We start from the raw sequence: 23,595 nt of genomic DNA, 5'->3' as shown, positions 1-23,595 counted from the left end.
CGATTAAGCAGCGAGACGTGCTTCAGCATAGTTGTCGTTTGCAACTATAAGTTTAGCCCGATAACGGTGGTACAATGCCGAGCAAAAAGTCGATCTTTACGCCCTTGTCGATCCTATTTCGCCCCCATCAAAAGCCGATCGCGGATGATCGGTTTTTGGTGGAGGCGCCGGGTACCGCCCCCGGGTCCAATGGGTTTATTTCACCGCCCGTTTATTGCCATAGCCGCCCGAAGACGGCACCGTTCATATAGGTCTTTCCGGCGCCCAAGAAAAGGGGGATGTGTCGGATATATGACTTTGTCCCGGATCGGATCGTCGCCAAGCGGCTTGACTTGGCAGATAGCCATGAAAAACTCCCGCTGCTGCACGCGGCCGGTCAAGTCGGCCGCCTTCTTTTGAGCAAAAAGCAACCTGGAGGCCTCATGACGGACTACCTCGCAGATGTGCAGAAATACGACAGCGGCGCTGACGAAGCCGTTGTGAACAAGATCGTGCGCCATCTCGGCATCGCGCTTCGCAACAAGGATTCCTCGCTCGTTTCCGCGACGGATCCGAAGGAGCTCGAGCGCGTCAAGGAGAAGTGGTGCGAAAAGAAGCTCGGCGTCGGCGGTGCGGACGCGGACAAGGCGATCGAGGCCACTGCCAAGGCGATGTCGGCCGACCGCTCCAAGTCGCGCGTCACCTTCTACTATCTGGTGGCCAAGAACCTGGGGAAGTTGCAGGCGCTGTAGAGCAAACAGGAGCGGGAACCGGCGAAAATACCACAGGCATCTTCGTTTTCCCGCTCTGCGGCCCGATTCCCGAGGGATAATCGTCCTGGGGTCATTGGTTCGCCGCCGGCTTCGCCCTAAATTTAGGGCGAACGACGAATCGGCGGCGCCAGACCATGCAGCAATATCTCGACCTTCTCGACCATGTGATGAAGAACGGCAGCGACCGGGGCGACCGGACGGGAACGGGCACGCGCTCGGTCTTCGGTCACCAGATGCGCTTCGACCTTTCCGAAGGCTTCCCGGTGCTGACCACCAAGAAGCTGCACCTGCGCTCGATCATTCATGAATTGCTCTGGTTCCTGAAGGGCGACACCAACATCGCCTATCTCAAGGACAATGGCGTTACCATCTGGGACGAATGGGCCGACGACAACGGCGACCTCGGGCCGGTCTACGGCTACCAGTGGCGCTCCTGGCCCGCGCCTGACGGGCGCCATATCGACCAGATCGCTGGCCTCATCGAGAGCCTGAAGACCAATCCGAACTCGCGTCGACATATCGTCTCTGCCTGGAACCCGGCGCTGGTGGACGAGATGGCGCTGCCGCCATGCCACTGCCTGTTCCAGTTCTATGTGTCCGATGGCAAGCTCTCCTGCCAGCTCTACCAGCGTTCCGCCGACATCTTCCTCGGCGTGCCCTTCAACATCGCCTCCTATGCGCTCCTGACGATGATGGTGGCGCAGGTGACGGGCCTGAAGCTCGGGGATTTCGTGCACACGCTCGGCGACGCGCACATCTATCACAACCATTTCGAACAGGCCCGGCTGCAACTGACCCGTACGCCGAAAGCGCTGCCGAAGATGGAGATCAACCCCGAGGTGAAGGACCTGTTTTCTTTCCGCTTCGAAGACTTTACGCTCGTCGGCTACGAAGCCGATTCAACCATCAGGGCGCCGATCGCCGTCTGACATATCCTGATATTGCGGGGGCCGGCCCGCATTCCTGAACGTCGTTTGTTAGATCCGCGTCGCGTTGCCTTTTCGGCCAGGCGCGGTGGGTGTTTCCGTCGCTCCAGCCCCATGGGCCGACGTTCAACGAAAGGGCGCGCCGGGGAGGGCTGCCGTCCAAGGGAGGTAGGATGCTCACGCTCATTCATGCGCCGCTGTCGCGTTCGTCGCGCATCGTCTGGCTGCTCGAGGAACTGGGCGCCGACTATGAGATCCGTTACGTGTCGATCCGCCGTTGGGACGGCTCGGGCGAACCGGACGACAACAATCCGCATCCTCACAAGCAGGTGCCGGCGCTCATCCATAACGGGGTGGTGATCTGGGAGTCGGCTGCCGTCGTGCAATATCTCACCGACCTCTATCCCGACTGCAGCCTTGGCCGCCCGCCGGGGCACAAGGAGCGGGGCGCCTATCTCTCCTGGCTTGCCTATTACGCCGGCGTGATCGAGCCGACGGCGCTTGCCCATATCTCCGGCGCCACGATCAACAGTCCGGCGCAGGCGCGGCTCTACAGCGAAATGTGCGCCCATGTGATCGACGTGCTCACCCGCCGGACCTACCTGCTCGGCGAGACCATGAGCGCTGCCGACCTGCTTCTGGCAAGTGCGCTGCAATGGATGCGCAAGATCCTGCCGGAAAGCACGGTGGTCGACCGCTATATCAGGGTCGTCACCGACCGGGCGGCCTATGACCGGGCGCGGGAAATCGACAGCAAACCGGATGGATTTCATGACTGATACGAAAAGCGCCGCTCCAAAAATCTCGATCGTCGTGGCGGTTGCCGCAAACGGCGTCATTGGTCGTGACGGCGATCTGCCCTGGCGGCTTTCGACCGACCTCAAGCGCTTCAAGGCGCTGACGATCGGCAAGCCTGTGATCATGGGGCGCAAGACCTGGACCTCGCTCGGCCGGCCGCTGCCCGGGCGCGCCAACATCGTCATCACCCGCAATGCTGACTTTGTCGCCGAAGGTGCCAATGTCGTGCCGTCGCTGGAGGCGGCGATCGCGGTTGCGAGCCGTGAGGCGGACGCGACAGGCGCTGACGAGATCTGCATCATCGGCGGCGGCGAGATCTATCGCCAGGCGATCGGGGTCACCGATATCCTGCATGTGACCGAGGTGCAGGCGGAGGTCGACGGCGATACCCACTTCCCCGATATCGATCCGGCGGTGTTCGAAAAGGTGTTCGAGGAAGACCTGCCGCAGGGCGAGAAGGACAGTCACGCCATGCATTTCGTCACCTTCAGGCGGCGTGCGACAGCCTGACGCGGCGGATCGTCAACTATTTTGAACCATTTACGGTGAACTCGGGCGTATCGCGTTGAAAGCGGTGCAGGGGATACCTATAACGGTTTCACATCATGAACGACCGTGCGGTGGCGCGGCCGTTCTGCGTGGGAAGTTTCTAAAAGAGAGGTTTTGATGCCCTGGAGCAATCAGAATGGCGGCGGCGGCCCTTGGGGCGGCGGCGGCGGTGGCAATCAGGGGGGTCCCTGGGGCCAGGGGCCGAACCGGCCGCGCGGTGGCGGCGGCAAGGGTGGCCCGCCGGATCTGGAAGAGATCATTCGCCGTGGCCAGGACCAGCTTAAGAACGTCGTTCCCGGCGGCTTCAATGGCGGTATCTTTGCCATCATCGGTCTGCTGATCGTCGGCTTCGTGCTGATCAACTCGATCTATACGGTCCAGCCGGACGAGCGCGGTGTCGAAATGCGCTTCGGCAAGCCGAAGGACGAGATCTCGATGCCCGGCCTGCACTATCATTTCTGGCCGTTCGAGACCGTCGAATTCGTCAAGATCACCGAGCAGCAGCAGAACATCGGCGGCCGCTCCAGCGGTCAGTCGAATTCGGGCCTGATGCTGACCGGCGACCAGAATATCGTCAACGTCCAGTTCTCGGTTCTCTATTCGGTAACCGACCCGAAGGCTTATCTCTTCAACGTCGAGAATCCGTCCGACACGCTGCAGCAGGTCGCCGAAAGCGCCATGCGCGAAGTCGTCGGCCGCCGTCCGGCGCAGGACATCTTCCGCGACAACCGTCAGGCAATCGCGGCCGACGTGAAGAGCACGATCCAGGCAACGATGGACACCTACGGTACCGGCGTCTCCGTCAACACGGTCGCGATCGAAGACGCAGCACCGCCGCGCGAAGTGGCCGATGCGTTCGACGAAGTCCAGCGCGCCGAACAGGACGAAGACCGTTTCGTCGAAGAAGCCAACCAGTACGCCAACCAGGTGCTGGGTAAGGCGCGCGGTCAGGGTGCGCAGATCCGCGAAGAGGCGGCTGCCTACAAGGACCGTGTCGTCAAGGAAGCACAGGGTGAAGCGCAGCGCTTCGTCTCGGTCTATGACGAATACTCCAAGGCGCCCGAGGTTACCCGCAAGCGTCTCTATCTCGAAACGATGCAGGGCGTTCTCGGCAAATCGAAGAAGGTCATCCTCGACGAGAAGAACGGCCAGGGCGTCCTGCCCTATCTGCCGCTCAATGAAATCGGTCGTCCGGTCCAGTCGGGTGCCGCAGCAGTGTCGGGAGCAGCACAGTGATCAACAACCGTACCTCCGTTATCCTGATCCTGCTCGCCGTCGTCTTCGTCGGCATCTATTCCTCGGTCTTCGTCGTCAACGAGCGCCAGCAGGCGATCGTCGTGCGCTTCGGTCAGATCAAGGACGTGAAGACCCAGCCGGGCCTCTACTTCAAGCTGCCGTTTGCCTTCATGGACGCAGACCGCGTGCAGTATGTCGAAGACCAGGCGCTGCGCTTCGACCTCGACAACATCCGTGTCCAGGTCTCGGGCGGCAAGTTCTATGAAGTCGACGCCTTTGTCGTCTACAAGATCTCCGATCCGCGCCGCTTCCGCGAAACGGTTTCTGGCGATCGCGACGCCGCGGAATCGCGCCTGAGGACCCGTCTCGATGCGTCGCTGCGTCGCGTCTACGGTCTTCGCGGCTTCGAGGCAGCGCTCTCCGACGAGCGTGCGTCGATGATGCGCGAAGTGCGTGCCGACCTCAAGAACGACGCCGAGTCGCTCGGCCTCAACATCGAGGACGTCCGCATCCGTCGCACCGACCTGACGCAGGAAGTCTCGCAGCAGACCTACGACCGCATGAAGGCCGAACGTCTGGCGGAAGCCGAACTCATCCGCGCCCGCGGTAACGAAGAAGGCCAGCGCCGCCGCGCGATCGCCGACCGTCAGGTCGTCGAGATCGTCGCCGACGCCCAGCGCGATTCGGAAATCCTGCGCGGTGAAGGCGAAGCCGAACGGACGAAGACCTTTGCCGACGCCTTTGCGCGCGATCCGAAGTTCTTCGAGTTCTATCGCTCGATGACCGCCTACACGCAGTCGATCGGCAGCCCGGACACGACGCTGGTGCTTTCGCCGCATTCGGAATTCTTCCGTTACTTCAATAACTCGGAAGGCACTGCACCAGCTGCAGCACCTCAAGCAGCGACCGGAAACTAGGCAGGCGATGTCAGACTTTCTGACAGGATTTGCTTTCTTCCTGATCATCGAGGGGCTGGTGTACGCACTGGCCCCTTTGGTTTTGGTGGAAATGGCGAAGCGTTTGCCGTATGTCCCCGAACATCAGCTTCGACTGGCGGGGCTCGTTTGCGTTGCTGCCGGGGTCGGACTTGTATGGTTGCTTCGAGGATAATGCGAAATGCCACGTAAACTGCTGATCCGCCTGGTCGATGCCGAATATGCCATCACCCGTCTCAACATTGGCTCCAGCATACCGGAATGGTTGCCGGGGCCCGGCTTCTGGACAGTGTCAAGCTCGCGCGAAGAGATGACGCTGGTCTGCCGCGCTGCCCGCGTACCTTCCAGCGTCCAGAGTTCGCTCGGCTGGCGCTGCTTCCGCATCGAGCAGCACTTTGCCTTTGACGTGCCTGGCGTACTTGCCTCCGTCCTTCAGCCGCTGTCGGACGCGGGCGTCGGCATCTTCGCCAATTCGACTTTCAGCACCGACTACATCTTCGTTGCCGGCTCCGACCTCGACAAGGCCGTGCGGGCGCTGAAAGACCATGGCCACGACCTGACGACCTGACGCCCCGCATCCTCTTTCCCGAATGCGCAGCCCCTTAATCCTGCGACCTTTCGCGGACATCCGCGCCAAGGATCAGGAAATCGTGTTTGGACGCTTCCGAATTCCGCCGTATCTTCAGCGGAAGGTCGGGCGCTGCGCGATCGGAAGATTGCGAGATCACGCCCGTGCGCATATTTCCTGCCGCCGGTTCCGGTCGGGGCGAAATTATGCGAGAAATCAAAGTGCTATGGCGTGCAGGCGCCATAGGCAGGAGAGGTGGCGGCCGCAAGCGGTTGCCCGCTGAACAGCCAGAGGAGCTTAAGCGAATTGTCCACGCGAACGAAATCCCGAGCTCACTCCCTTGGCGTCTCCCTGGGCCTCGTCGCACTTGCCGGCGCGCTCGCCTTCTCGAGCACGGCGCTTGCCCAGAACACTGCCATCCGTCCGCCGACCAATGGCCCCGCTTCGGTTGCGGATCTCGCCGCGGGCCTGCTTGATGCCGTCGTCAACATCGCGACCTCGCAGAAGGTCAAGAACGACGACGATGCGCCGGCGCCACAGGTGCCGGAGGGCTCGCCCTATCAGCGTTACTTCGACGAATTCTTCAAGGGCCAGGGTGGCCAGAGCGACAATCGCCAGCGCACCGTCGAGTCGCTCGGCTCCGGCTTCGTCATCGATCCCTCCGGCTTCATCGTCACCAACAACCACGTGATCGAAGGCGCCGACGACATCGAGATCAATTTCGCCAATGGTACGAAGTTGAAGGCCAAGCTCGTCGGCAAGGACACCAAGACCGATCTGGCGGTCCTGAAGGTCGAGCCGAAGGCGCCGCTGAAGGCGGTTCCCTTCGGGGATTCCCGCAAGATGCGCATCGGCGACTGGGTGATGGCGATCGGCAATCCGTTCGGGCTCGGCGGCTCCGTGTCCGTCGGCATTATTTCGGCGCGTGGCCGCAACATCAACGCCGGTCCCTATGACAACTTCATCCAGACGGACGCCGCGATCAACCGCGGCAATTCCGGCGGGCCGCTGTTCAACATGGCCGGCGAAGTGATCGGCATCAACACCGCGATCATCTCGCCGTCGGGCGGCTCGATCGGTATCGGCTTTTCGGTGCCCACGGAGCTTGCAGCCAATGTGGTGCTGCAGCTGAAGGACTTCGGTGAGACCCGGCGCGGCTGGCTCGGCGTGCGCGTCCAGCCGGTCACCGACGATATCGCCGAGAGCCTGAAGATGGCGTCGCCGCGCGGCGCGCTCGTATCCGGCATCATCGAGGGCGGGCCGATTGTGCATGGCGAGATCAAGCCCGGTGACGTCATCGTCAAGTTTGACGGTCGCGATGTCAGCGAGATGCGCGATCTTCAGCGCGTCGTTGCCGAAACTGCCGTGGGCAAGGCTGTGGACGTCGTCGTCTTCCGTGATGGCAAGGAGCAGACGGTCAAGGTGACGCTCGGACGCCTCGAGGACGGCCAGCTTGCAAGCGCACCGGACGCGACCAGCGACGAGGGCCAGAAGACGGACAAGCCCGAGGCGGCGCCGCTTCCGGCAACCGACCTCATCCTCGGCATGAAGCTCTCGATACTGGACGAGGAAACCCGCAAGAAGTTTGGCATCGCCCAGGATGTCAACGGCGTGGTCATCACCGAGGTGACCCCGAACTCGGCTGCCGCCGAACGCCGTGTCGAGCCGGGTGACGTCATCGTCGAGCTCGGACAGGAAGCCGTGGACACGCCCGGCGACGTGGCCGACAGGGTGGGAGAGTTGAAGTCCAGTGGCCGCAGTAACGCGCAGCTGTTGCTTTCCAACAAGACCGGCGAACTGCGCTTCGTCACGCTTCGGGTGGAGTAGCCAAGCTTCGCAAAAGCGGCATCTCCAGATCAGGAAAAGTGCAGAGCGACTTTCCGCGCGCAGTTGCGAAGTATCAGAGAGTTGGGCCATTTCACTGTTTCGACGAAACAGTGAAATCATCCGCCATGCCCCAGCGCATGGATGGACGATTGGATTTCCGGATTCTTTTCAGTTGCTTCGCTCGTTCGGCTGAAAGGTCGAATCCGGTTCTTCAGGATTTGATTGAGGTGAGGGGCGGTTCAGAAGGCGGACATTTGCAAGGCCGCAATCTTAGCAGCCGCCGCTCTCATGCGAAGGATGCGCGCGGGACGACTTGCGCGCTGGCTGGAAGGTCATCAGCCGCAGGGCTTCGAACAGGATTTCGATGATCGTCAGCATGGCCGCAGCTCCTTTCTGACCTCCATTTCACCGCACTTGCCCGTTTCCCTCAAACGAGTTTACAGTCGCCTTCGGATAACTTGAGGTTATGCATGAGGCGCGGACGTCTGCCCCTGACAGCGTTGCGGAGTTTCGAGGCGGCCGGGCGGCTGGAGAGTTTCACGCTGGCTGCCGCCGAGCTTTTCGTCTCTCAGGCCGCCATCAGCCGACAGGTGCGCGAGCTGGAGGAGCTGATCGGCCGGCCGCTGTTTGAGCGGCATCACAGGAGCGTGCGGCTCACCGCCGCCGGCCGCGCGCTGCTCGGCACGCTGACCGCGGCCTTCGACATGGTGGGCGAGAGCCTCGACGCGCTTTCGCAGCGCCCTGTCTCGCAGACGTTGAAGGTCAGCGCCGAGCCGTCCTTTGCCGGGTGTTGGCTGCTGCCGCACCTGCAGGCGTTTCAGCAGGACCATCCGGACATCGATCTGGTGATCGATGCCGATCCGCGGCTTTCGGAGTTTCGCAGCGGCGAAGCCGATGTCGCCATCCGCCATAGCCTGACGACCGATCACTGGTCGCGGGTGGAGGCGCGGCTCTTGGCCAAGGTCGAGATGATCCCGGTGATCGCGCCGGCGCTGGCGGCCACCGGCCGGCCGCTCGAGCGCCCCGAGGACCTGCTGCAGCATGCGCTGTTGCACGAGGATAACCGGCAGCTCTGGGAACAATGGTTTGCGGCGGCTGGTGCAACACCGGTCAGGCTGGAGCGGGGCGCGATCTTCGCTGATGGCGCGATGGTGCTGCAGGCGACAGTGCGGGGCAACGGCGTTGGCCTGATCGACCGCGACCATGCACTGGATGACCTTGCGGCCGGACGGCTGGTGCGACCCTTCGCGGTCTCCGTACCCTACGGCGCCTTCTTTCTCGTGACGCGGCGCTTCGAGGCGCTTTCGGATGCCGCGCGGGCATTTGTCGACTGGATTGAGCGGAGCTATCCGGGAGCGGGCCGGTAGCGGTTCAGCGATGGAGTGTGCCTCTCACTGCCCTGCCGTCTCCCCGCAGACGGGCAGAGAGCGGTCAGGAGCGACAATATCCGCCAGGAATCGAAAGCGTGCCGAGCCGTTGCCCGGCGCTTCGGTCTATGCGCCCTCGGACGGGAGGGGCGATTGCCGCGGGATCGGCGGACCTCTAGGGCGCAGGTCTCGCGCGGCAACGGCGAACGGAGACGCGAGGAAGACGACGCTGCCCTTATCCGCCTGGCGGCACCTTGTTCCCGCTTGCGGAAAGACAATCGGAAAGCGCGAGGCATGCTCAGCCGTTGACAGGCGCGGCCACCTTGCTTCTCGCGTTTCTCTCCCCTTTCGCGGGGAGATATGTCCGGCAGGTCAGTGAGGGGCGGCCAGAAACGGCGCGCTACCTTCCAGCGGCCGCGCGCTGCGCCCGCCATTCGTCGGCGCTGATGGCGTAAAGCACGTGGCGCACCAGCGCCGGATAGTCGGCCGGCACGCGCGGATGGTCGAAGTCGCGGCTCGGGTCGCGGTGCATGCCGATCCGCTGCATGACCGCGGTCGAGCGCCGGTTGGCGGCGACGGCGAAGGAGACGATCTCCCTCAATCCCTTCTCCTCAAAGCCGTAGCGCAGCAGGGCATCGGCGGCTTCGGTGATGTAGCCCTTGCCCCAATAGGGTGGCGCGAGCCGCCAGCCGATCTCGACGGTGCCCTTGGGCAGGTGCGGTTCCAGGTCGGTCAAGGCGAGACCGCAGAAGCCGACCGGTCGGTCATCGGCCTTCAGGGCCACCGCGAAGAAGCCGAAACCGGTCTCGGCAATGCCGCGCCCGACACGATCGAACAGCGCGTCTGCCTCCGCGCGGCTGCGGCGGAAGGGAAAGAACTCCATCACCTCAGGGTCGCTGTTGATCGCGAAGAACAGATCGCGGTCGCTCTCCTTCCAGGCCCGGATGCGCAGCCGCTCGGTTTGGCAGATGATCACCCGACAAAATCCGTCTTGCGATAGCCCTGCAGGTAGAGAAGGGCGGTCAGGTCGCCGTGGTCGATGCGGACCTTGGCCTGTTCGGCGACCACGGGCTTGGCGTGCAGCGCGACACCGGTGCCGGCAAGCTGGATCATGCCGAGGTCGTTGGCGCCGTCGCCGACGGCAAGCGCGTCATCGGCCGAGATGCCGAGGCGACCGGCAATATCGAGCAGGGCGTCGACCTTGGCCTGTTTGCCGAGGATCGGGGAGGCGACCTCGCCAGTGAGGATGCCATCTTCGGCGATCAGCGTGTTCGCGCGGTTTTCCTGAAATCCGAGCATAGCGGCAATCGGCCCGGTAAAGACGGTGAAGCCGCCGGAGACGAGCGCTGTGTAGTGGCCCTTGCTCTTCATGGTGGCGATGAGGGTATGGCCGCCTGATGTCAGCGTAATGCGCTTGGCGATCACCTCGTTGACGACGCTGAGCGGCAGGCCCTTGAGAAGTGCGACGCGCTCGATCAGCGCCGGCTCGAAGGCGATCTCGCCGTTCATCGCGCGGGCGGTGATATCGGCCACCTTGTCCTTGAGGCCGACTTCGGCGGCTAGTTCATCGATGCATTCCTGGCCGATCATGGTCGAATCCATGTCGGCGATCAAAAGCGACTTCCGACGGCTGTCAGCGTCCTGCACGGCGACGTCGATCGCGGCTGCGCCGATCACATCCCGCAGCTGCGCTTCGGCGGCACCCGGGTCGGTGCCGTCCTTAAGCGCGATATCGCAGGCGATGCCATCGGCGAGCCAGTAGAGGCCGGACGCCTTGACGGCTTCAGCGGCTGCTTCCGCGAGCGCTGGCGTCAGAACAGGATTTGACGGATTGGCGATAAGCGTGGCAACGAGAGCCATGGACAACTACCTTGAAACCGAGAGCGACGCGATCCTGATAACCGGGCCGACCGCCAGCGGCAAGTCTGCGCTTGCTGTCGAACTGGCGCGCCGGCACAGCGGCGTGGTGGTCAATGCCGACAGCTTGCAGGTCTATGACACGCTGCGGCTGCTGACCGCGCGGCCGGACGAGGCCGACATGGGCGGCATCGAGCACTGTCTTTACGGCCATGTGCCGGCGGGTGCTGCCTATTCCACCGGCGCCTGGGCGCGCGAGGCGCAGGCGCTGGTTGGGCGGCTGCGGGGCGAGGGCCGCCTGCCGGTCTTCGTCGGCGGCACCGGGCTCTATTTCAAGGCGCTGACCGGCGGTCTCTCGGATATGCCGGAGATCCCCGCGGCGATCCGTGAACGCTTGCGCGAGCGGCTGAGGACCGAGGGGCCGGAGACCCTGCATGGCGAACTTGAAGCCACAGATCCGGAAACGGCGGCGACGCTGAAGGCGGGTGACGGCCAGCGGATCGTGCGGGCGCTCGAAGTGGTGGAGGCGACCGGCAAGCCGATCCGCTTCTTCCAGAAGCAGACCGGGCCGATGATCGTCGATCCGGAACGGGCCGCAAAATACGTGGTGCTGCCGGAGCGCAAGCTCCTGCACGACCGGATCAACCGCCGCTTCCAGCTGATGCTCGCGGGCGGCGCGATCGAGGAGGTCAAGGCGCTGCTTGCGCTCGGGCTGTCATCGGAAATGCCCGTGATGAAGGCGATCGGCGTTAGCCAGGTCGCCGCATTTCTCAAGGGCGAACTCGACGAGGCCGAGGTGATCGAGCTGGGCGCTGCGGCCACGCGGCAATATGCCAAGCGTCAGATGACCTGGTTTCGCAACCAGCTCGACGAGAGCTGGCAACGGATCGAAAGCGCCGACGCGGTGCTCTGAAGCCCTCTGAAGATGGTCAACTTGGTAGAGGTTACGCCGCTTGATCGTTTGATGGTTTCATCGAAACGGTGAATGGCCCAACGCCTCGAGGTCACGAGGGGCGGATGACCGTTGTACGGCCGTTGCGAGGATCGCTCCTAAGGCTTGCGGATGATGCTGCCGAGCGGCCTTTTCAGCAGACTTTCGCGCAGAGATGGCCGGTCGCTTGTGGCGGGTGATGGGGTTTGGCCTGCAGGCGGCGCCGATCCATAGCGGGGCGTCGGCTGCTCGGGTGCAGGCTTTTCGCTCAAGAGTTGCTGGCGGATCTGGTTGAAGCGTTCAAGCTCCGGATTGGCTGGCGGTGCCGCCCGTGGAAGCATGTCCGGGCGGTAGGGCTCCACCTCTTGAACGGGCTCGCTGACGCCCCTTTGCGGTGCGGTTTCGGCCGCAGCTCCAAGTTCCGTCTCCCAGCGCTGCTCCTCGCTTGCGGTCTGCGCTGCCATGTAGCTCTGCTGGAAGCTGGAGATGTCGGGCCCGGTGATGGCGCGCATGCGGCTGACGATCGCGCGCAGGTCGATGGTTGGCGGATGGTCCTCGTCGATCCGGTCGGTGATCCCGTGGGCGCGGGGCAGGCGTTCCTCGGCGATGCGGGAAAACCGCATGCGCATCGGCACCGCGACCGCTTCGCCGAAGGCGATCGCCTCGCCGTTGCCGATCGAGGAAATGAAGCTGGTGGTCGAGGTGGACGAGTTCGGAATGGCCGAGCGGATGATTTCCTGGTCGCGGTCGTTGGCAAGGCGCATGGCAAAGACCGTCGAGCACTGTGACAGGATCGTCGGGTCGAGTTCGCCGGGGCGCTGGGTGATGATGCCGAGCGAGACGCCGTATTTGCGGCCCTCCTTGGCGATACGGGCGATGGCCTGCCGGGTCGGCAGGAAACCGAGCGTCGGGTCGGCCGGCACATAGCGGTGCGCCTCTTCGCAGACGACGAGCATGTGGATGCCGCCATTGCTCCAGAGCCCGATTTCAAACGCCATGCGGCAGAGGACCGAAGCGACGGAATTGACCACTTCCGAGGGGATGCCGGCCAGCTGGAAGGTGGCGATCGGGCGGCTGTCGCCGGGAATGCGGAACACCCGGGCGATCGTGTCCTGGATCGTGTCGGTGATCGTGTTCGACGAGAACATGAAATGATACCGCGGATCGTTGATCGCCGAGGCGATCTTGACCTTCAGCGAACGCAGATGCGGTTTGTCGTTGCGGCCTTCGAGCCTGCCGATGCGCTCGTCGATCAGCGCCAGCAGGTCGGCGATGCGATAAGGAACCGGCGTATCGGCGGTAATCGAGCTCTTTTCCGTCTGCCGTCGGACGACGCCGGGTTCACCGCCACGAAAAGCTTTCTTGGCCTCGGGGATGATGTCGCGCAGCATGTCGAGTTCATCGGGCGGCGCCGGTCGGCCGCGGAAGATGACCTCCGCGAACTCCTCCAGGCGGAAGAGCCAGAAGGGCAGGTCCAGCGTGTCGGTATCGATGACGACCGCAAGATCGGGAAAGGCGGCGGCGAACTCGTTGTGCGGGTCGAGGATCAGCACACGCAGTTTCGGATCGGCGGCAATTGCCTTGTTGAGGAGCAGCGTGACCGCGGTCGACTTGCCGACGCCGGTGGTGCCTACGATGGCAAAGTGCTTGGCCAGCATCGACGGCACGTGGATGGTCGCGTCGAGGCTCTCGTCCTGGGTCAGCTTGCCGATGATGCAGCTGTCGTTGCGGCCGGAATCGTAGATGCGGCCGAGATCGGCAGCGCGGATGCGGTGCGCGATGGCGCCGAGGTAGGGATATTGGCTGATGCCGGCGGAAAACGTCTCGCGTCCGTCAGGCCCGACGTGGACTTCGCCCATCAGCTCGACTTCGATGCGGAAGATGTTGTTGGCTTCCTCGCCCCATTCGCTGGAGGCGGTCTGCATGGAATAGACCAGCGCCACCACGCGGTTCCTGCCGACCGAAATGGAGATCAGCCGGCCGACGGACCAGAGTTCGGTGAGCGACGTCTCGCCGTTCTCGGCGATGGCGGCGATTGACGCGCGCGAGCCGTTGCAGGCAACGACCCGTCCGAGGAACCGGTTGCCAGGCTTCAGGCCATCGCGGCGATCCTGCTCTCCGGCGCGGATCGAGGAATGAAGTTCATTGTTCAGCAACGCGCACACCCCGGCAATACGGCCCCTTATCTTAGCCGGAGGGATTTAATAAGTGGTTGCGAGGTGTTGCAGCGATCCGGCCGGCAGAGAGCCGAATGTCGGCAAGCGCTATTGGCAGCAGGCGGCGTGCGCCTTCCTGTGGGCTGTCTCGCGGGCGAAGGTCTGCAGCAGTGTCTGTCCTGCCGGCCAGTCGCCCAGTCCGCTCTTGCCGTTGACGTGTCCGAGGGGACCGGCTTCGACGATGTCGCTGCCCCATTGGGCCGCCCGCGTCCGCTGATAGCCGATGCTGCCAAAGGGGTCGTTGACGCTTGCGACGACCAGCGAGGGGAAGCGGAAGCGGTCTTCCGGCACCTTGGCAAAGCCGCTGGCGTCCGCGGGGAAGGCGTCGGACGCGGGGTCGGGCACCGAAACGAGAAAGGCGCCAGCGACCGGCTGCGTTGAGGCCTTTTGCCAATGGGCGACAAGCAGGCAGGCAAGGCTATGGGCGACGAGGAGGGGAGGTTGATCGGCGGCCGATACGGCGCGATCGAGGGCCGCGATCCAGTCTTTAAGGTCAGGCCGGTCCCAATCGGCCGGCTGGAAGCGCCGCATGTCCGGGTTTTCCCGTTGCCAGTGGGTCTGCCAGTGCGTCTCGCCGGATCCGCCGATGCCGGGCAGGATGATGATATCGCTCATGCTTTCCTCTCATTTTCGAATTCCACGAGTCTCGCAGCTTCCGCTGAGGTCCGGAATGCGCAATCATCGGAAAGCGCATCCTTCTGCCGATGAATTAAAGGTGAGACATGTCTTTTACCCGTATTGACCGATCGCCGCTCGACCCGACCGACATCGCCATTATCGAGGTGCTGCAGGAGGATGGCCGCATCGCGATCTCGGAGCTTGGCCGCCGCATCGGCCTGTCGCAGCCGGCGACGTCCGAGCGGGTCAAGCGGCTGGAGGAGCGCGGCATCATCGCAGGCTATGGTGCGCGCATCGATGCGGCGAGCCTCGGCCTTGGCATGATGGCGGTGATCCGCCTGAAGACGACGCACGAGCATATCCGCGCCTGCCTCAAACAGTTCTCGGAGATGCCGCAGGTGATCGAGGTGCTGCGGCTGACGGGCGAGGATTGTTTCCTCCTCAAGGTGCTGGTGCCGACGCCGGGCGAACTGGAAACGATCGTCGATGCGATTGCCCGTTATGGCTCGGTCACGACCTCGCTCGTGCTTCGAAGCGAAGCGCCAAAACCGATCGGGCGTGCGCTCATCCAGCGGGTTTGAGGTCCGGCCGGTACGGTGGCTGCACCGCCTGCGCGAGTTGACTAAAATCAATGCGGATCGGCGTGGGACGCAGGATAATCCAGCATAGGCCAGGCCCGCCCGTGCGAGTGATCGTCAGAGGCGTTCCCGGCTGGAGTGCTCAAGGGGCGGGGGAAAGCCATGAGCAATGCGATTGCCACCATCGTCCGGACTCCCATTCTCTGGCTGCTCGTCTTCGTGCCGGTCGCGATCGCCGGCGAGCACATATGGCCGGAGGCGCACACCTTGCTCTTTCTTCTGTCGGTGGCGGCGATCGTGCCGCTGGCGGCCCTTTTGAGCCAGGCGACGGAGGCGGTGGCGGCGCGCACCGGCGACACGGTCGGCGCGCTCCTCAACGCGACGCTCGGCAACCTGACGGAACTCGTCATTGCGCTAATGGCGCTTGCTGCCGGGCAATACCTGCTGGTCAAGGCGTCGATCGCCGGCGCCATCGTCACCAATACGCTGTTTATGCTCGGCGGCTCGTTCCTCTTCGGCGGGCTCAAATTTCATCTGCAGGAGTTCAACCGGGTCAACGCGCGCTTCCAGGCGAGCCTCCTCTTCATGGCGACCGTCGCCGTGCTCGTGCCTTCGCTCATCGGCGCTGCCGACGGCCAGCCGCAGACGGCCTTTACCCAGCAACTGAGCGCCGGGCTCTCGGTCGTCCTGATCGTTGCCTATGTCCTGTGGATGCTGTTTTCGCTGAAAACCCATCGCGAGCTCTTCGTTTCCGCCGGTGCCGGCCATGGGGAGGAGGAGGTCCACTGGCCGCTTTCGACCGGCATCATCGTGCTGCTCGTCGTCACGGTGCTCGTGGCGCTCGTCAGCGAGGTCTTCGTCGGTTCGGTCCAGGTGGCGGCCGAAGAGCTGGGCATGACGCCGGCCTTCGTCGGTTTCGTGGTCGTCGCGCTCGTCGGGGCCGCGGCGGAAATGGCGACGGCGTTTTCCGCCGCGCGCAAGGACCGGCTGGACCTGAGCGTCGGCATCGCGCTTGGCAGCGCGGTACAGATCGCGCTCTTCGTCGCGCCGCTGCTGGTGCTCTTGAGCTACGTGCTCGGGCCGCAGCCGATGGATCTGCAGTTCTGGCCGGGGGCGATCGTGATGATGCTGGTCGCGACCATGGCCGCGACGCTGCTTTCGAATGCCGGCCGCTCCGCCTGGTACATGGGCGTGCTGGCGCTGACCGTCTACATGATCTTCGCCATGACGCTGTTTCTGCTGCCGCCGCAGGTGCCCTGAGGCAAACCGACCGGTGACGTCAGCGCCGGCCCGCCGCCATCAGGCTCCCGTCTTGATCAGGCTCTCGCCTTGATCAGGCTCTCATCTTGATGAGGCTCTGGGCGCAATCCAGGACCGTGGCACTCACCGGCCGTGGCGCAAAGCCGAGCATGCGCCGTGCCTTTTCCGATGTCAGCGCGAACTTGCGACCGAGGAGCGGCGCCAGCGGCTTCAGGTCGGCGCTGAGCGGCGCAAGCAGGCGCACGAGGGCCGTCGGCAGCCGCCGCGTTGGCACCTTGCTGCCATTAGGGCCAAGGCCCGAGCGCAGCGTCGCGGCAATGTCCTCCATCCACTGGAAGTCGCCGGCGGCGATGAAGCGCTCGCCGGCGGCTTGAGGTGCTGTCATGGCAGTCACGTGCAGGTCGGCGAGGTCGCGTACGTCCACCACCCAGAAGCCGAGACGCGGCAGGAACCGCGGACGCCCGGCGACGAGGTCGCCAATGATCTTCACCGAGCCGAGGTTTTCGCTCGACAGCACCGGGCCGAAGACGGCGCCGGGAAGCACGGTGGAAAACTCGGTCGCCTTGCCCTTCATGAACGTCCAGGCGGCGCGCTCGGCCAGGATCTTGGAGACCCGGTAGTTGTCGAACTGCGGGTCATCGGGATCGGCCCAGCGCGTCTCGTCGCTGAGGAGGCCGGATGCGAGCGGCGGCCTGGTCGCGGCCGCTGCCGAGGTCATCACCACGCGGCGGACACCCGCATCGACCGCAGCGGAAAGCACCCGCAGCGTGCCATCGCGGGCGGGGCGGACATAGGCATCGCGACTGCTGCCGGCGGCCACGCCAAGCGGCGAGGCGACGTGCAGCGCGTAAGTGCAGCCGTTCATCGCGGCTGCCCAGCCGTCATCACTCATCAGGTCGGCCTTGACGAAGGACAGGTGGCCCGTTGCGTCGCTCACGGTCGCAATCGAGCGCCTGACGGTTTCGGCTTTGCCGAGATCGCGCACGGTGGTTCGGACGCGATAGCCGCGCTCAAGCAGGGAGGCGATGCACCAGCGGGCAACGAAGCCGGTGCCGCCGGTGACAAGAACAATTTCGTTCATCGGTTTCTTCTTCTTTCGCTGCGTCAGTCGCGGGCCCCGAACATGCTCGCAAGGCTTGACGGTTGACGCCGGCTGATCCGGTAGACGGAAGCGGGCGGGAAGTTTCGGATCGTCCCGCCGACGCGTCTGGCGCGAAGGCCGAGCCGGTCGAGCAGCGGTCGCGGCACCGGGCAGCGCGGGCCGTAGGTGAACTGGTAGAGATGGCCGCCCGGCCGCATGTGCAGGAAAATGCCGGCAAGGATTGCCATGACCTTGCGGGGCGGCATGGAGAGCAGCGGCAGGCCGCTGACGGCCGCACCGATGCCGGCCGAAATCTCCGGCCGGCCATCGACAAGCCGCGCCGCGTCGATCGACAAAACGGCTGCGGCCGGGAAGCGCTTCTGGAGCACGGCTGCGAATTCCGGGCCGCACTCGACGAGAACCAGATCTTCCTCGCGCACGCCGCGCGCGACCAGCGCCCGGGTGAAGACACCGGTGCCGGGGCCAAGCTCGAGCACCGGCCCGTGAGCTGGCGAGATCTCCCGCGTGATCAGCCGCGCGAGCGAGCGGCTGGACGGCGTGACGGAGGCGACGCGCAGCGGATCGGCAAGCCAGGAGCGGAAGAAATTGAGGCTGTCGCTATAGACGCAAATGCTGGTCACTGGGGGCTCCGCGCAATGGATTGAAGGCTGCCCAAGCAAGTGCGTTGCAGCAGCATGTCTACATCCGTATACTTCCGATTCAGGTGTTTGTCTACAGGTGTAGACTAAGGAGAAGCGATGTCTGCCGAGAAGAGGCCCGCTGAGAAGGGGGCGACCGAGAAGAGGTCCGCCAAAGGGGCTGTCGAAAAGGACGCGCGGCGCCGCGACGCAAACGCCACGCGTGCCGCAATCCTCTCATCGGCGCGCGCCGCCTTCATCGCGTCGGGCTATGAGGGCGCGGGCGTGCGCGAGATCGCCGAAGGGGCGGGGGTCACCGCGATGCTGATCAATCGCTATTTCGGCTCGAAGGAGGGATTGTTTGCCGAAGTGCTTTCGACCGCCAACCAGCGGCCGATCATCGCCACGCCGGAGACGCTTTCCGCGCCGGACCGGGCGGGGCGCATCAGCAAGGCGCTTTTGAAGGTGACGGAGCCGGGGGCGACCGCACTTGACGGCTTCCTGATCATGCTGCGCTCCATCTCAAACGAGCGCGCCGTGGAGATTGCTCGACAGGTGGTGGAAAGCCATCACCAGAAGAACGTGACGCAAGCGCTATCCGGCCCGGACGCGGCGCAACGCGCAGCACTTCTGATGTCGCTCGTCGCCGGCGTCCAGATCATGCGCCAAGTGGTCGGGCTTGAAGCGCTCGGCAAGGAGCACGACGTCCAGGTCGAGCGGGTGCTCGGCGATCTCGTCGCCCGGCTTGTCGACGACCAGGAGGTCAGCCGGCGGGCGGGTGAAGAGCGAGCGGTCAACGAGTGAGCGATTGACGAATAGGGGGACGCCTCCGTGCGCTCCGGCATGGGTCGCAGGCCTCGCACGGAGGCAGACTTGGGCGCGTCGGTCTATTTCGGGGCGTTCATATCGAACACGACCCATCGAAAGAACAGGTAGATCGCGCCGAAACTGAGAAGGAGGGGTGTGAGCACGGAAAGGTCAAGCATATCATTGCCTTTGTTCTTGGAGCTGCATCATGCAGCCAAGCTAATCTTCCACGGCAAATGTTAATGCGCGGTGCATGCGGGTCCCTGGACCTCTAAAATCTTTGGGCTTCGGCGCGACTTGACCTCAACCAGAGTTGAGGTCCTACAACCCCTCCGTGAGCGCCCGTCCGGGCGTCACGCCCCTGGTTCAAAACCGTTCCAGGAGCCTCAGCAACACGCAGGGCGCATGAGCGAGCAACTGCTGTTTCGAAACCTGATGAGGATCACACCCGGTCATCTCGACGAATTTCGCGAGGCGGTGACGCGGGCGATTGCCTTCGTCGAAAACCATGCGCCGCAGCTGATGGTCCAGACCTTCATCGACGAGAAGGCGATGCAGGCGGTCAGCATCCAGCTCTACCGCAACTCTCAGGACGTGCTCAACCACTGGCAGATGTCGGATGCGCATATCAACGACGTGTCCGCCCATTGCACGGTGGAGCGACTGGAGGTCTATGGCAGTCCGAGCGCGGCGGTGACGGAGGGGCTTGCCCCATTCCTTGCCGATGGCCGCGGGTTCATCATGCCGCCGCTTGTCGGGTTTTCCCGGTTTTGACGCTGCGCCCGATGAACGTGCGGGCTGGCATCACTTCGGCAGTCCCGCCTTCAGGAGGCCCTGGCGGAAAAGATCGCGAAGCTCTTCCTGCTCGAGCAGCAGGCCGCGCTGGATGAAGTCTTCCGTCGAAAAATCCGGTTTGACCTGCATCAGTTGAAGCTTCGCCTTTTCGGCCGCGGCCCAATTGCCGGACTGGGCATGGCAGGCGGCGATGCGGGCGAGCGTGAAGTGCCCCGGGTTGGGTAGCTCCTGCAGCGCCGCTGCCGCTTCCTCGTGGCGGCCGAGGATGTAGAGTGCGTTGCCGAGTGTCGCGCTGTACCACGGCGGCGGGAAAGGGTTCAGCCGGAAACCTTCGTCGATCCATTCCATCGCCTCGGCAAGCCTGCCGCGCCGGACAAAGAGCCCACCCATCTGCACCAGCGTGTTGGCGTCATTGGGATTGATGAGATAGGCACGGCGGTAGTGGCGCTCGGCCAGATCGAACTCCCGGCGATTGACATGAATGAGTGCCAGCAGGCGCTGGCAGCCGCCCTCGCTTTCGTCGAGCGCGACTGCCTTGCGGGCCGTCGCCAGCGCTTCATCGAGGATCTCCATTGGTGCGTTGCCGTAGCCATGCTTGGCAATTAAGGCGAGGGCCAGGTGGCTATGGGCGAGCGCGAAATGCGGGTCACGGTCCACGGCCTTCTGGAAAAGCTCATAGGCAATCCTGTTGTCGTCGGGCCCATAGCCGCGCATGTGCATCAGGCCACGCAAGAAGTACTCGTAGGCAGCAAGGCTCGCGGCCGGCTTGCGCAACGCCTGGCGCAGGTCGGCGCTTTCGATCTGGCCGACGAGGAGGGAGACGATCGTCCGGGTCACTTCGTCCTGGACCGCGAAGATGTCGGTGAGGTCGCGGTCATAGTGGTCCGACCAGACATGCGCTCCGCTCGCGGCCGCGATCAAGCGGGCGGTGATACGGATGCGCTCGCCGGCGCGCCGTACGCTGCCCTCGACAAGATAGGTGACCCCGAGCTTGCGGCCGATCTCGCTGATGTCCGTGGTCTTGCCGCGAAAGCTGAAGGACGAACTGGCTGACGTAACCGAGAGCGAGCGAAACCGGGCAAGCCCGCCGATGATGTCCTCGCTGATGCCGTCGCTGAAGATGGCCTGGTCCGGCGCGCCGCTGAGATTGTCGAAAGGCAGGACGGCGATCGAGGTACGCGCATGGGCCTGCGTCGCCGAAGGGCCGATCGTCGGCGCCTCGGCCCAGTGCCAGACATGGATGGGGCGCAGGATGTTCTTGAGGCTGATCTCGCCGCCATCGAGGAAGGCCTGGCAGTTCCTGGCCCCGATCTGCCGATGAACCGCGTCGGCGATACAGATGCCGCCGGGCGCAGCCGAAGCCTGAAGGCGGGCGGCGACATTGACGCCGTCGCCGAGCAGATCGTCACCTTCGATGACGACATCGGCAAGGTTGATGCCGATGCGCAGCAGAAAGCGCTCGTCGGCCGGCAGATCCTGCTGGTCGGTCGCCAGCGCCTGCTGCAGGGCAACGGCACATTCAACCGCATCCACCGCCGAGTTGAAGGCAACCAGCGAACCATCGCCCATGAGCTTGACGATGCGGCCGCCACAACGGGTGACCTGCGGCAAGAAGATCGAAGTCTGCAGCCGCTTCATCGTGGCGAGCGTGCCGGTCTCGTCCGCTTCGGCCATGCGGGAGTAGCCGACGACGTCGGTCGCCATGATGACCGCAAGTCGCCGCTCGACGCGCCCGTTTGCCATCCCGTTCTCCGCAAGTTGCCATATTTTAGCGTGTTCTCAAGGCGTCCGGAAGCGGACCTCGCCCGACGGGACGGCGCGCCGAGGTTTCCACAAGGCGCGCCGTCGACGGTCAAGGCGTTTGGCTGACGAGACCTCTCTGCCGCGATGCCCGCCGCACGATAAACGCGGCAACGATGAGCAGCAGCGCCTCGGCGGTGGGGGTGGCGAACCAGATGCCCCGCTCGCCGAAGTTGGACGCGTAGAGCGCAACGAGCGGCATGGTGAAGAGATAAGGCTTCGACAATCCGAGGATCGCCGCCCGGCCGGCATCGCCGATCGCCTGGAAATAGCTGCCGAGCAGGATCAGCGGGCCGGAAAAGACGTAAAGCGCGGCCATGACGGGCAAGATCCGCGCGACGTCTGTCACGACCGCCTCGCTGTCGACGAAGAGCCAGCCGATCGGCCGGGCAAATCCGACGAGCAGGACTTCAACGGAAAGGCAATAGAGGAGAGCGACGAGCAGGCCGAGCCGGAGCGCCCTTCTTGCCCGCACGGCGTGGCCGGCGCCGATGTTGTTGCCGACGATCGCCTGCATCGCCTGGCTCAAGCCCAGGAGCGGCAACAGCGCAAAGGTCATGATGCGGGTGATGATGCCATAGGCTGCGACCGTCGTGTCGTAGCTTTCGGATGCCGTCTTTTGCAGAGCGGTCATGATCGTCACCGAAACGAGCGCCATGCCGAGGAAGCCGAGGCTTTGCGGGCTCCCGAGTGCGATCATGCGTGCCCATCCGGTCATCGGATTGTGCCGGACGAGCGCCGAGAGGCGAAGTTCGGTGCGTCCGACGAGCCGGAAGAGCACGATGAGCCCAAGCGCCAAGGCTTGCGCCATTACGGTGCCCATCGCCGAGCCCGTCACGCCCCATTCCAGCTGGGCGATCAGCACGTAGTTGAACGCAAGGTTTGCGAGCGAGACCAGCAGGCTGAGACCGGCCATGAGCCCTGCGCGGCCCTCGCAACGCAGCGCATCCGATTGCACCGCAAGCAGGAACTGGATCGGCGCGCAGACGATGAGGATGGCGATATAGTCATGCGCCATCCGGGCGAGAGGCCCCGGACCGTTCGAAAGCGTCAGGACCAGTTGCCCGCCGACAACGGCAAACAGGCCGGCCAGCACGACGGCAATCGCCAGCGCCAGCAGATGCGCGCCGGCAAACACGCCGCGCGCCTCGGCAAAGCGGCGGGCTCCGAGATGGCGGGCGAGGAGGCTCGCCATGCCGCTGACGACGAGGGTCGAAAGCGCCACGGTCAGGATGAAGATGGGAAAGACCGTGGTGACGGCAGCGACCGCATCCGCGCCGACATAGATCCCGAGCATGATGGCGTCGACGACGGTCAAAAGCCCGTTCATGCTCATCACGAAGATGATCGGTAGCGCCGTTTTCGCGAAAATCGCGCCAAGCGGCGCGGATAAGAAGGCATTCTGCCTGGAGGTGTCCTTGGACATCCCGCACTCCTGTACTTCGCATTTCGATGGGGAAGAGGAGGGGCTCGCATTGCCTGCCACACGAAATGCGATCGGGGCGAAAGGATATCGTCAGATGTCAGATTTCACCGGGACTTGACGTCTGCGAGCGGCGGGGATCTGAAGCCCGGGAAGCGAGGTAGCGCCAAGCTTCGCCGTCGTCAAGCCTGAGGCCCACATGGTCGTCGCCACGCTCGTGGCCGCCCGCGTTTCTCGGCCGGCCTTCGCGCCGGGCGCTTCGGCCCCGCGCAACAAAGTTCCGCCAAGGGGGCAGATCGTGTAACTAAAAGCCGTTGACGCCTTGCGCATTTGTGGTTATCAACTCGGCCCATGAACAATTTTGCGGTTATTCTTGTGGTGGGACGGCGCATGGGCAGGATGGTGTAACCATCCGGCGGTAGCCACCCATGCGCTAAACGAGGCTCCTGACGGGGCCTTTTTTTATGCCTCCAAACAAGCTAAGCACCCAAGTGGGAAAAGGGACGGAAGCAAGTCAATGAGCGGTACAGAAAACCAGATGACAGGCGCGGAGATCGTTCTCCAGGCACTGAAGGACAATGGCGTCGAGCATATCTTCGGCTATCCCGGTGGCGCCGTGCTTCCGATCTACGA

At 63.9% G+C, this 23,595-nt stretch carries 24 protein-coding genes and 1 other RNA gene; 16 read left to right on the top strand and 9 right to left on the bottom strand.

From position 1 onward, the window contains the following. Positions 1–277: a transfer-messenger RNA gene (gene ssrA / locus VGO04_RS05185) on the bottom strand; the annotation flags it as partial. A 145-nt stretch (positions 278–422) separates the two neighbouring features. Here ssrA and VGO04_RS05180 point away from each other — a divergent pair. From VGO04_RS05180 to VGO04_RS05135, 10 genes are all read left to right on the top strand, one after another. Further along, entirely contained in the window at positions 423–731 is a 309-nt protein-coding gene (locus tag VGO04_RS05180; RefSeq protein ID WP_327494897.1) for a DUF2853 family protein, read from the top strand. A gap of 155 nt (positions 732–886) precedes the next feature. Next, positions 887–1,681, top strand: a complete 795-nt coding sequence (locus VGO04_RS05175) for a thymidylate synthase (RefSeq protein WP_327494896.1) — start codon at positions 887–889, stop codon at positions 1,679–1,681. A 170-nt stretch (positions 1,682–1,851) separates the two neighbouring features. Then, positions 1,852–2,457, top strand: a complete 606-nt coding sequence (locus VGO04_RS05170) for a glutathione S-transferase (RefSeq protein WP_327494895.1) — start codon at positions 1,852–1,854, stop codon at positions 2,455–2,457. Continuing rightward, positions 2,450–2,986: a dihydrofolate reductase gene (locus VGO04_RS05165; protein WP_327494894.1), complete on the top strand. Its 537-nt coding sequence runs from the start codon at positions 2,450–2,452 to the stop codon at positions 2,984–2,986. Before VGO04_RS05170 ends, VGO04_RS05165 begins: the two co-directional genes overlap by 8 nt. Before the next feature lie 156 nt (positions 2,987–3,142). Next, positions 3,143–4,261 (top strand): FtsH protease activity modulator HflK, encoded by a 1,119-nt coding sequence (gene hflK, locus VGO04_RS05160; protein ID WP_327494893.1) that lies wholly within the window; start codon positions 3,143–3,145, stop codon positions 4,259–4,261. Next, complete coding sequence (locus VGO04_RS05155) at positions 4,258–5,178, top strand: protease modulator HflC (RefSeq protein ID WP_327494892.1); 921 nt, start codon at positions 4,258–4,260, stop codon at positions 5,176–5,178. Before hflK ends, VGO04_RS05155 begins: the two co-directional genes overlap by 4 nt. A 7-nt stretch (positions 5,179–5,185) precedes the next feature. Beyond that, on the top strand, positions 5,186–5,371 hold the full coding sequence (locus VGO04_RS05150) for a DUF2065 domain-containing protein (RefSeq protein WP_034792618.1): 186 nt from the start codon (positions 5,186–5,188) through the stop codon (positions 5,369–5,371). 6 nt (positions 5,372–5,377) lie between these two features. Continuing rightward, positions 5,378–5,764 (top strand): ACT domain-containing protein, encoded by a 387-nt coding sequence (locus tag VGO04_RS05145; RefSeq protein ID WP_327494891.1) that lies wholly within the window; start codon positions 5,378–5,380, stop codon positions 5,762–5,764. Between the two features lie 306 nt (positions 5,765–6,070). Next, positions 6,071–7,591, top strand: coding sequence for a DegQ family serine endoprotease (locus tag VGO04_RS05140; protein ID WP_327494890.1), 1,521 nt, complete (start codon positions 6,071–6,073; stop codon positions 7,589–7,591). Positions 7,592–8,061: 470 nt separating this feature from the next. Continuing rightward, positions 8,062–8,958, top strand: a complete 897-nt coding sequence (locus VGO04_RS05135) for a LysR substrate-binding domain-containing protein (protein WP_327494889.1) — start codon at positions 8,062–8,064, stop codon at positions 8,956–8,958. Between the two features lie 400 nt (positions 8,959–9,358). Here the strand turns inward: VGO04_RS05135 and VGO04_RS05130 are convergent, their stop codons facing one another. Together VGO04_RS05130 and serB are read right to left on the bottom strand one after the other, a co-directional pair. Then, positions 9,359–9,934 carry a GNAT family N-acetyltransferase gene (locus VGO04_RS05130; RefSeq protein WP_327494888.1) on the bottom strand — a complete coding sequence of 192 codons (576 nt, stop codon included), beginning with the start codon at positions 9,932–9,934 and terminating at the stop codon, positions 9,359–9,361. Continuing rightward, entirely contained in the window at positions 9,931–10,818 is an 888-nt protein-coding gene (serB, locus tag VGO04_RS05125; protein WP_327494887.1) for a phosphoserine phosphatase SerB, read from the bottom strand. The genes VGO04_RS05130 and serB overlap by 4 nt, the downstream gene beginning before the upstream one ends. Between serB and miaA the strand changes: the two genes are divergently transcribed. After that, positions 10,817–11,728 (top strand): tRNA (adenosine(37)-N6)-dimethylallyltransferase MiaA, encoded by a 912-nt coding sequence (gene miaA, locus VGO04_RS05120; RefSeq protein WP_327494886.1) that lies wholly within the window; start codon positions 10,817–10,819, stop codon positions 11,726–11,728. The two genes, serB and miaA, sit on opposite strands and share 2 nt — an antisense overlap. 137 nt (positions 11,729–11,865) lie before the next feature. Here the strand turns inward: miaA and VGO04_RS05115 are convergent, their stop codons facing one another. Beyond that, positions 11,866–13,902 carry an ATP-binding protein gene (locus tag VGO04_RS05115; protein ID WP_327494885.1) on the bottom strand — a complete coding sequence of 679 codons (2,037 nt, stop codon included), beginning with the start codon at positions 13,900–13,902 and terminating at the stop codon, positions 11,866–11,868. Positions 13,903–14,010: 108 nt separating this feature from the next. After that, entirely contained in the window at positions 14,011–14,577 is a 567-nt protein-coding gene (locus tag VGO04_RS05110) for an RBBP9/YdeN family alpha/beta hydrolase (protein WP_327494884.1), read from the bottom strand. Between the two features lie 107 nt (positions 14,578–14,684). On the opposite strand from VGO04_RS05110, the gene VGO04_RS05105 reads away from it, so the two are divergent. Together VGO04_RS05105 and cax are read left to right on the top strand one after the other, a co-directional pair. Further along, the gene (locus VGO04_RS05105; protein ID WP_327494883.1) at positions 14,685–15,161 is read left to right on the top strand and encodes an Lrp/AsnC family transcriptional regulator; all 477 of its coding nucleotides are present in this window, start codon (positions 14,685–14,687) and stop codon (positions 15,159–15,161) included. Between the two features lie 159 nt (positions 15,162–15,320). Next, positions 15,321–16,418, top strand: a complete 1,098-nt coding sequence (cax, locus tag VGO04_RS05100; protein ID WP_327494882.1) for a calcium/proton exchanger — start codon at positions 15,321–15,323, stop codon at positions 16,416–16,418. A gap of 73 nt (positions 16,419–16,491) precedes the next feature. Here cax and VGO04_RS05095 read toward each other — a convergent pair whose 3' ends face one another. Next, a complete protein-coding gene (locus tag VGO04_RS05095) occupies positions 16,492–17,499 on the bottom strand; it encodes an NAD-dependent epimerase/dehydratase family protein (RefSeq protein ID WP_327494881.1) in 1,008 nt (335 codons plus the stop codon). Between the two features lie 23 nt (positions 17,500–17,522). Beyond that, positions 17,523–18,140 carry an SAM-dependent methyltransferase gene (locus VGO04_RS05090; RefSeq protein ID WP_327494880.1) on the bottom strand — a complete coding sequence of 206 codons (618 nt, stop codon included), beginning with the start codon at positions 18,138–18,140 and terminating at the stop codon, positions 17,523–17,525. A 117-nt stretch (positions 18,141–18,257) separates the two neighbouring features. Between VGO04_RS05090 and VGO04_RS05085 the strand changes: the two genes are divergently transcribed. Continuing rightward, positions 18,258–18,941 (top strand): TetR/AcrR family transcriptional regulator, encoded by a 684-nt coding sequence (locus tag VGO04_RS05085; RefSeq protein ID WP_327494879.1) that lies wholly within the window; start codon positions 18,258–18,260, stop codon positions 18,939–18,941. A gap of 408 nt (positions 18,942–19,349) precedes the next feature. After that, entirely contained in the window at positions 19,350–19,718 is a 369-nt protein-coding gene (locus VGO04_RS05080) for a hypothetical protein (RefSeq protein WP_327494878.1), read from the top strand. Between the two features lie 30 nt (positions 19,719–19,748). Here VGO04_RS05080 and VGO04_RS05075 read toward each other — a convergent pair whose 3' ends face one another. Beyond that, positions 19,749–21,482: an adenylate/guanylate cyclase domain-containing protein gene (locus VGO04_RS05075; RefSeq protein ID WP_327494877.1), complete on the bottom strand. Its 1,734-nt coding sequence runs from the start codon at positions 21,480–21,482 to the stop codon at positions 19,749–19,751. A 109-nt stretch (positions 21,483–21,591) separates the two neighbouring features. Then, on the bottom strand, positions 21,592–22,965 hold the full coding sequence (locus VGO04_RS05070; RefSeq protein WP_327494876.1) for an MATE family efflux transporter: 1,374 nt from the start codon (positions 22,963–22,965) through the stop codon (positions 21,592–21,594). 370 nt (positions 22,966–23,335) lie between these two features. Between VGO04_RS05070 and VGO04_RS05065 the strand changes: the two genes are divergently transcribed. Then, positions 23,336–23,595, top strand: a 260-nt coding sequence (locus VGO04_RS05065; protein ID WP_327494875.1) for a thiamine pyrophosphate-binding protein, incomplete at its 3' end; no start/stop codon positions are given.

Source organism: Ensifer sp. (genome assembly GCF_035999185.1).
Lineage (GTDB): Bacteria > Pseudomonadota > Alphaproteobacteria > Rhizobiales > Rhizobiaceae > Ensifer.
Note: the sequence above shows the minus strand (reverse complement) of the source record. Positions and strands in the feature narration are given on the sequence as shown.